Origin of the sequence: Streptomyces sp. NPDC048415, from assembly GCF_040651675.1 — a bacterium.
In the GTDB taxonomy this organism is placed as follows: domain Bacteria; phylum Actinomycetota; class Actinomycetes; order Streptomycetales; family Streptomycetaceae; genus Streptomyces.
Genome location: NZ_JBEZKJ010000176.1, coordinates 1 through 8,160, shown reverse-complemented (window position 1 = coordinate 8,160; position 8,160 = coordinate 1). Strand labels below are relative to the sequence as shown.

Here is an 8,160-nt window from a genome sequence, read left to right as displayed (position 1 = left end):
GGCATGGACAAGCAGCGACTCATCCTCACCGCCCTGACCCTGCTTCCGCTCGCGGTGGCCTGTGGCACCGAGTCGGGCAGCGCCTCCGTGGGGGCGGACGGCGCCTCACCGCTCACCGGCGTTCATTGGAGCGTCGACAGCCTCACCGTGGGTGGAAAGACCAGGCAGGCGCCCGACAGCGCGTATCTGCGGATCAGCGAGGACGGCCGCGTCAGCGGCAACCTCGGCTGCAATGGGTTCGGCACGAACGCCACCCTCAAGGGCGACCGCGTCGACTTCGGTGAACTCCAGACGACCGACATGGGCTGCCAGAAGGGCCCGATGACCTTCGAGCGGAGCCTGAGCCGCACCTACGTCGACGGCGCGTTCAGCACGAAGGTGAAGGGCGACCGGCTGACGCTCACCACCGACGACGGCAACCGCGTCGATCTCACCAAGGAGAAGGACGCGCGCCTCTACGGCACGAAGTGGAACGTCACGGCCCTCGGTGACACGAACGTGGCCCAGTCCCTCCCGAAGGGAGCCAAGGCGTACGTCGTCCTCGACAGGAAGGACGGCACCCTCAGCGGGAGCCTCGGCTGCAACCACGTGTCCGCCAAGGCCACCGTCCACGACGGACATATCACCCTCGGCGCCGCGAAGACCACCCGGATGATGTGCGACGGCTCACTCATGGACACCGAGAAGACCCTGCTGGGCCTTTTCGACGGCAAGGTCAGCTACCGACTGGATCACCGCACCCTCACGCTGACCAGCACAAACGGCACCGTCGTCACCGCGGTGGCCGACGAGTGATCCACCGGGGCTCCCTATCCCCAATTCGGACCAGTGGTCGATCTCGCCTACACTCGGTGGCGTGCCACGTGGTGACGGTCGACTCAATCATGATCTGCTCCCCGGTGAGAAAGGCCCCCAGGACGCTTGCGGCGTCTTCGGTGTCTGGGCTCCGGGCGAAGAGGTCGCCAAGCTCACTTACTTCGGGCTCTACGCCCTCCAGCATCGGGGTCAGGAATCCGCGGGAATCGCGGTCAGTAACGGCTCCCAGATCCTCGTCTTCAAGGACATGGGCCTTGTGTCCCAGGTCTTCGACGAGACCTCTCTCGGTTCGCTCCAGGGTCATATCGCGGTCGGTCACGCCCGCTACTCGACCACTGGCGCCTCCGTGTGGGAGAACGCTCAGCCGACGTTCCGCGCCACCGCGCACGGTTCCATCGCGCTCGGCCACAACGGCAACCTCGTCAACACGGCGCAGCTCGCCGAGATGGTCGCCGACCTGCCCAAGCAGGAAGGCCGCACCACGCGCGTGGCGGCCACCAACGACACCGACCTGCTCACCGCGCTGCTCGCGGCCCAGGTCGACGACGACGGCAAGCCGCTGACCATCGAAGAGGCCTCCGCCAAGATCCTCCCGCAGGTCAAGGGCGCCTTCAGTCTCGTCTTCATGGACGAGCACACCCTGTACGCGGCCCGCGACCCGCAGGGCATCCGCCCGCTGGTCCTCGGCCGTCTGGAGCGCGGCTGGGTCGTCGCCTCCGAGTCCGCCGCCCTCGACATCTGCGGCGCCGCCTACGTGCGCGAGATCGAGCCGGGCGAGTTCGTCGCCATCGACGAGAACGGTCTGCGGACCTCGCGATTCGCGGAAGCGAAGCCCAAGGGATGTGTCTTCGAGTACGTCTATCTGGCCCGCCCCGACACGGACATCGCCGGCCGGAACGTGTATCTCTCGCGCGTCGAGATGGGCCGCCGGCTCGCCAAGGAAGCTCCCGTCGAAGCCGACCTGGTCATAGCGACCCCGGAGTCCGGGACACCCGCCGCGATCGGTTACGCGGAGGCCAGCGGCATCCCCTTCGGCGCCGGCCTGGTCAAGAACGCGTACGTCGGCCGGACCTTCATCCAGCCCTCGCAGACGATCCGCCAGCTCGGCATCCGCCTCAAGCTGAACCCGCTCAAGGAAGTCATCAAGGGCAAGCGCCTGGTCGTCGTCGACGACTCGATCGTGCGCGGCAACACGCAGCGGGCCCTGGTGCGGATGCTCCGTGAAGCGGGTGCTGCGGAGGTCCACATCCGGATCTCCTCTCCGCCCGTGAAGTGGCCCTGCTTCTTCGGCATCGACTTCGCGACCCGCGCCGAGCTGATCGCCAACGGCATGACCATCGAGGAGATCGGTACGTCGCTGGGCGCCGACTCCCTCTCGTACATCTCCCTCGACGGCATGATCGAGGCGACCACCATCGCCAAGCCGAATCTGTGCCGGGCGTGCTTCGACGGCGAGTACCCGATGGATCTTCCGGACCCCGAGCTGCTGGGCAAGCAGCTTCTGGAGACCGAGCTCGCGGCGGGTCCCGCAGCCACGGCCGCGGCCGACGCCATCCGTCGCCCGTAAACGCCGCAGAGCCCGTATCACCCATCACCAACCCGAAAGATCCCAGGCAATGTCTGAGACCACTGGTGCCAGCTACGCGTCCGCGGGCGTCGACATCGAAGCCGGCGACCGCGCCGTGGAGCTGATGAAGGAGTGGGTGAAGAAGACGCAGCGCCCCGAGGTCCTCGGCGGCCTCGGCGGCTTCGCCGGCCTCTTCGACGCCTCCGCCCTCAAGCGCTACGAGCGCCCGCTGCTCGCCTCCGCGACGGACGGTGTGGGCACCAAGGTCGACCTCGCCCGGCAGCTCGGTGTGTACGACAGCATCGGCCACGACCTGGTCGCCATGGTCATGGACGACATCGTGGTGTGCGGCGCCGAGCCGCTCTTCATGACCGACTACATCTGCGTCGGCAAGGTCCACCCGGAGCGTGTGGCGGCCATCGTGAAGGGCATCGCCGAGGGCTGTGTCCTCGCGGGCTGTGCCCTCGTGGGCGGCGAGACGGCCGAGCACCCGGGCCTGCTGGGCCCGGACGACTTCGACGTCGCGGGCGCGGGTACGGGCGTGGTCGAGTACGACCGGCTGCTCGGCGCGGATCGTATCCGTAAGGGTGACGCGGTGATCGCCATGGCGGCCTCCGGGCTTCACTCGAACGGGTACTCGCTCGTCCGGCATGTCCTCTTCGACCGGGCGAACCTGAGCCTGGACCAGCACGTCGAGGAGTTCGGCCGCACGCTCGGCGAGGAACTCCTGGAGCCCACCAAGATCTACTCGCTGGACTGCCTGGCGCTCACCCGGACCACCGAGGTGCACGCCTTCAGCCACATCACCGGCGGCGGCCTCGCGGCAAACCTGGCCCGCGTCATCCCGGACGGCCTGCACGCGATCGTCGACCGCGAGACGTGGACCCCCGCCCCGGTGTTCGACCTCGTCGGCAAGACGGGCGACGTCGAGCGTCTGGAGCTGGAGAAGACGCTGAACATGGGCGTGGGCATGATCGCGATCGTCCCGGAGGAGTCCGCGGACGTCGCCCTCGCCACGCTCGCGGACCGCGGTGTGGACGCCTGGATCGCCGGTGAGATCACCGAGCGCGGCGACCACGGGACCGGCGCGGCCCTCGTGGGTGCCTACGCGAGCTGAGCCTTACGGGCAGCGCCCTGAAGGGCAGCACGAAACCCGGTCCGGTGCTGAGGCCCCGGACCGGGTGAAGTGCAGTGCTGCCAGTTCCTACGAGGACCGTGGAACCTGCTGAGCCCGCTGCGAGCGCTACGCGCCGCGACGCTGCGAATGGGGACCGGACTGGTCGTCCTCGTCCTCATCGTCGTCGTTGTAGAGATCCGCGTACTGGGCGTACGGGTCGTCTTCCTCGTCATCGTCCTCGAACGGCTCGCCATTCGGCGGCTGGCTCGAAGTCGAAGCGCCCAGCTCGTTGGCCAGACGCGACAGATCAGTCCCGCCGCTGTTGTACTTCAGCTGGCGGGCGACCTTCGTCTGCTTGGCCTTGGCCCGGCCGCGCCCCATGGCTCGACCCCCTCGGTGACGGGGCTCGACGGCCCCAGAGTCTTGACACGCGTTCATGATCTGGAACGGGCTCTCCGTGGAGAGACCGGTCCGTAGGGCTTCCACGGTACCTGAGCCCGCGCCCATACGGTACGTCGCCCGCAGGACGCGCCTTGGCCCAGAACCCGCGAGGTGCCCTGTCCCCGCTGGTCAACCGCGATTTTAGCCTCTTCTTGACGGACGACCCGCCGACAGACGTGAGAGTTCTCTCCAATCTTTCATCGGCGGGTCCCTGACAAGTCCCCAATGGGCCGGAACCGATGGTTCCGCCTCAGTGGCGGCGCGCCTCCGCCATCCGCTGCTCGGCAATCCGGTCGGCCGCGGCGGCCGGCGGAATCCCGTCATCCTTCGCACGTGCGAATATGGCCAGCGTGGTGTCGAAGATCTTCGAGGCCTTCGCCTTGCACCGCTCGAAGTCGAAGCCGTGCAGCTCGTCGGCGACCTGGATGACCCCGCCCGCGTTCACGACGTAGTCGGGGGCGTACAGGATCCCGCGATCCGCGAGGTCCTTCTCCACGCCCGGGTGCGCCAGCTGGTTGTTGGCGGCACCGCAGACGATCTTCGCGGTGAGTACGGGCACGGAGTGGTCGTTGAGCGCCCCGCCCAGCGCGCAGGGGGCGTAGATGTCGAGGCCCTCGGTGCGGATGAGCGACTCGGTGTCCGCGACGGCCGTCACCCCGGCCGGGTGCCGGTCCAGAATCCGCTGTACGGAGTCGGCCCGTACGTCCGTGATCACGACCTCGGCGCCGTCCTGGCGTAGGTGGTCGACCAGGTGGTGGCCCACCTTGCCGACGCCGGCGACGCCGACCTTGCGGCCGCGCAGCGTCGGGTCGCCCCACAGGTGCTGAGCGGAGGCCCGCATGCCCTGGAAGACGCCGTAGGCGGTCAGCACGGACGAGTCGCCCGCGCCGCCGTGCTCGGGCGAGCGGCCGGTCGTCCAGCGGCACTCACGGGCCACGACGTCCATGTCGGCGACGTACGTACCGACGTCGCACGCGGTGACGTACCGGCCGCCGAGCGAGGCCACGAACCGGCCGTAGGCGAGGAGCAGGGCCGCGGACTTGATCTGGTCCGGGTCGCCGATGATGACGGCCTTGCCGCCGCCGTGGTCGAGACCGGCCATGGCGTTCTTGTACGACATGCCGCGCGAGAGGTTCAGGGCGTCGGCGACGGCCTCCTCCTCGCTCGCGTACGGGTAGAAGCGCGTACCGCCGAGGGCCGGGCCCAGGGCGGTGGAGTGAATGGCGATGACGGCCTTGAGACCGCTGGCGCGGTCCTGGCAGAGCACGACTTGCTCATGACCCCCCTGGTCCGAGTGGAACAGGGTGTGCAGTACATCAGCAGGCGCGCCGGTTACGTCGGTCACTGTGGTGACTCCCAGGTAATAAGCGGCGGTTGAGTGCCGAGCCCGTGCGGGTGGCGGGCTCCGTGGGCATGAGACTAGAGCCTGCGCCCACCCGCCATCCGCGCAGTGTTGAGGATCACCCACCGGGAGGGCACAGCCGTGGTTCGATTTGCATAGATTTCTCGACAGGTCGTGTGCGGTTCTCGTGGGTTTTCCCGGTGGCCAACGGGGGAGGGAGCAGGCGTGCCCAAGGTGTCCTCGGTGATCGTCCCGTACGCGGCGTACTTGCGCGTGTACGAACCGCTGGCCGCCTTCCCGGAGCCTGAGCGCGGCCACTGGGCGCGCTACGCCCGCCGCGCCGAGCGCCCCTCCTACCAGGACGAGCTGCGCCGCTCGCTGTCCGACTTGCTGCCCACCCCGCCGGTCCCGGTCCCGGTGCACGAGAGCAGCGACGCGCTCGTGGCAGAGGTCGACGGGGTGCTGTGCGTGTGCCCCTGGCGCACCCGGCTGCGCGGCTGGCAGGCCCTGGGCGAGCTGGCCGAGGAGCTGCCGCCGCCCGTCCTCGACGCGGTCCTGCCGCCGCTGGTACGCCGCCAGGCCGCCCTGGACTACGAGCGCTGGATGGCCCGCAACCCCGACGCCCGCCCGTGGATCCGCACCGCGACCTGGCAGGTGCCGCTGAACTGGTTCGTGCTGGTCTCCGACGAGGAGCGGGAGTACGAGAAAGGGGCGGGGCCCGGCGGAGCCGCGCCGCTGCTGCGCTACCGGACGCCCATGGTGCAGGCACGGAGGCGGACGGCACGGGCCCTGAAGACGCTGAAGGACACCTTCGACGACGGGCCGCTCATCGATGGCCTGGTGGACGTGGGGCGCTGGCTGGAGGAGTTCCACCCGCGCTCGATGGTCGAGCTGGACTACGGCGGGCTCGTGCATGTGCTGCCGGCCGCGCACCTCGAGGGCGACCACTCGGCCGCGGACGTCGCCGAGGGCATCGAGGCGCTGCGCGACGGGGACGGCGCCGCGGCGGGCGAGGCGTACGGGCGGCTCGTGGAGCGGTGGCGGTCGGTCAGGGACCGGCGCTCGGCGAACTGAGGCAGGCGGGGCGGCCCGGGACGGCCCAGGACGGCCCGGGGCGGTGGGGCCGCCGGGTCGCCTGAGCAGTGTGATCTGCTTCTCATCGGCGCGGGGCTCGAACTCGCGTATGGTCCTTTCACGCTGAAGAACCCTCACTCCAGGACGTAGGTCCTGATCCGGGCTTTTGCGTCAAGCGGGTGTCAAGCGTGACGGATGGCACTTACCTGACCCTTGCGCCGCTTGCCCCTCCTCGTGCCAAAATAGGACAAGGAGCCCGGGGGAGGGCTCCGTCCACCCATGTATGGGTGGAATCTCGGTATTGCGCGCTATGGGGGGTCTGGTGACTCCTGATCGTCCTGTGACTGATCGTCACAGTGGCGTGACTGTCCGCTATGGCATGGTCCATCGGCTTCCGTCGCTGATGAACACCTGGGAGGGCAATTCCATCGGTTTGGCCGACGCGGCTGGACAGATGGTGTAGTTGTAGTGCCGAGGACAAGCCGTTCGTCCTATAACCGACTCGACTCGCGTCCGCCATTTCGGGCAACGCGGGTCAAGGTGCAGAATTTAGAGGAAAGAACCGAGAAGGTTCGGTTCTCCCGAGGAGGCCGCTCATGACCGCTCGCACCCCTGATGCCGAGCCGCTGCTGACCCCGGCTGAGGTCGCCACGATGTTCCGCGTCGACCCCAAGACGGTCACGCGGTGGGCGAAGGCCGGCAAGCTTACGTCCATCCGCACGCTCGGCGGGCACCGCCGTTACCGCGAGGCTGAGGTCCGCGCACTGCTCGCGGGCATCCCGCAGCAGCGCAGCGAGGCCTGAACAACTGAATATCGGACAATTCGGTAGGTCCCCCAACCCGCCGAGGCGTCCGAACCACAGCTCCAAGCGACGCGGGTTCTGCCCCAACAGGGCCCACGCCCAGGCTTCTTTGGTACGTGACAAGGGTGCGTCGTCGATCGCGCTGGACTCCGCCGAGTCCAGCGCGATCTTTTTTGTGCCCTGGGTGTCCCTCGATGACCGGCCTGTGAGCGGCCTTGTCGGAGTCTGGGGACGGGTGTCGGATCTCCTGTGGATGCTCCCGGCGTGCGGTGCAATTGCACATATTAAATTGACTAGTTGTAGGCAGGGGGTAAGTTCCGCACTTCTGAAAACTTATGCGGTGACACCCGTCACATGCCGCGGTCCTTGTTGCGTGCGGGCCGTCTGCGCTAAAGGAGTTGGGGCTCGGCGGCATGGGTCATGCTTTGGAGGGACTTCCGTCCTCGGCGGCGCTCTCGAAGCCCTCCTCGCCCCGCGGGGCGGGCTCCAGGGCCAGCCGCAGGAGCTGATGGCAGATCGGGCAGTGCCGCGTCAGATGGCGGTACTCGGAGGCGGCCGACAGGTGGGCGCGGAGCAGAGCTCGCGTCTCGTGCCTAGCGGACGCCGCCATACGTACCTCCAGGGGCCAGCGGGCGAATGCCCTGGCTTCTGGGGTACCGGCGGAATGTGACGCCGTCAAGACGCGGTGCGCGCCGCGGGACGAGCGGACGCGAGCGCCCAGGGTGCCGCGGACGAGCCAACGGACCTACGCGAAAGGCCCGGAGCCGAAGCTCCGGGCTTTCGTATCCATGCGGTCCTGACGGGATTTGCTGTGCCCGATTGCGGCTGCGCCGCGGGCGCGGCCTTCGTCTTGAGGGGCTGGTGGGCAGTGGTGGGGGTGTGGTGGCACGGAAGGGGCCCCGCATCCTTGGCGGATGCGGGGCCCCTTCGTATCAATGCGGTCCTGACGGGATTTGAACCCGCGGCCTCCACCTTGACAGGGTGGCGAGCACTCCAAACT

At 68.5% G+C, this 8,160-nt stretch carries 8 protein-coding genes; 5 read left to right on the top strand and 3 right to left on the bottom strand.

Annotation, left to right across the window (positions count from 1 at the left end; genetic code table 11):
- From AB0D27_RS44485 to purM, 3 genes are all read left to right on the top strand, one after another.
- On the top strand, positions 1-795 hold a 795-nt coding region (locus tag AB0D27_RS44485; RefSeq protein ID WP_362521132.1), incomplete at its 5' end, for an META domain-containing protein.
- A gap of 61 nt (positions 796-856) precedes the next feature.
- Complete coding sequence (gene purF / locus AB0D27_RS44480) at positions 857-2,383, top strand: amidophosphoribosyltransferase (protein ID WP_362521129.1); 1,527 nt, start codon at positions 857-859, stop codon at positions 2,381-2,383.
- Between the two features lie 49 nt (positions 2,384-2,432).
- The gene (purM, locus tag AB0D27_RS44475) at positions 2,433-3,500 is read left to right on the top strand and encodes a phosphoribosylformylglycinamidine cyclo-ligase (RefSeq protein WP_362521126.1); all 1,068 of its coding nucleotides are present in this window, start codon (positions 2,433-2,435) and stop codon (positions 3,498-3,500) included.
- Between the two features lie 126 nt (positions 3,501-3,626).
- Here purM and AB0D27_RS44470 read toward each other — a convergent pair whose 3' ends face one another.
- Positions 3,627-3,881, bottom strand: a complete 255-nt coding sequence (locus AB0D27_RS44470; protein ID WP_362521123.1) for a DUF3073 domain-containing protein — start codon at positions 3,879-3,881, stop codon at positions 3,627-3,629.
- A 310-nt stretch (positions 3,882-4,191) separates the two neighbouring features.
- Complete coding sequence (locus AB0D27_RS44465) at positions 4,192-5,286, bottom strand: Glu/Leu/Phe/Val dehydrogenase dimerization domain-containing protein (protein ID WP_362521120.1); 1,095 nt, start codon at positions 5,284-5,286, stop codon at positions 4,192-4,194.
- Between the two features lie 222 nt (positions 5,287-5,508).
- Here AB0D27_RS44465 and AB0D27_RS44460 point away from each other — a divergent pair, with 222 nt between their 5' ends.
- On the top strand, positions 5,509-6,357 hold the full coding sequence (locus tag AB0D27_RS44460) for a hypothetical protein (RefSeq protein ID WP_362521117.1): 849 nt from the start codon (positions 5,509-5,511) through the stop codon (positions 6,355-6,357).
- Between the two features lie 596 nt (positions 6,358-6,953).
- Complete coding sequence (bldC, locus tag AB0D27_RS44455; RefSeq protein ID WP_003949541.1) at positions 6,954-7,160, top strand: developmental transcriptional regulator BldC; 207 nt, start codon at positions 6,954-6,956, stop codon at positions 7,158-7,160.
- 418 nt (positions 7,161-7,578) lie between these two features.
- On the opposite strand, the gene AB0D27_RS44450 is transcribed toward bldC, so the two are convergent.
- Positions 7,579-7,770 carry a DUF6274 family protein gene (locus AB0D27_RS44450; protein ID WP_362521114.1) on the bottom strand — a complete coding sequence of 64 codons (192 nt, stop codon included), beginning with the start codon at positions 7,768-7,770 and terminating at the stop codon, positions 7,579-7,581.
- Positions 7,771-8,160: the final 390 nt, after the last annotated feature.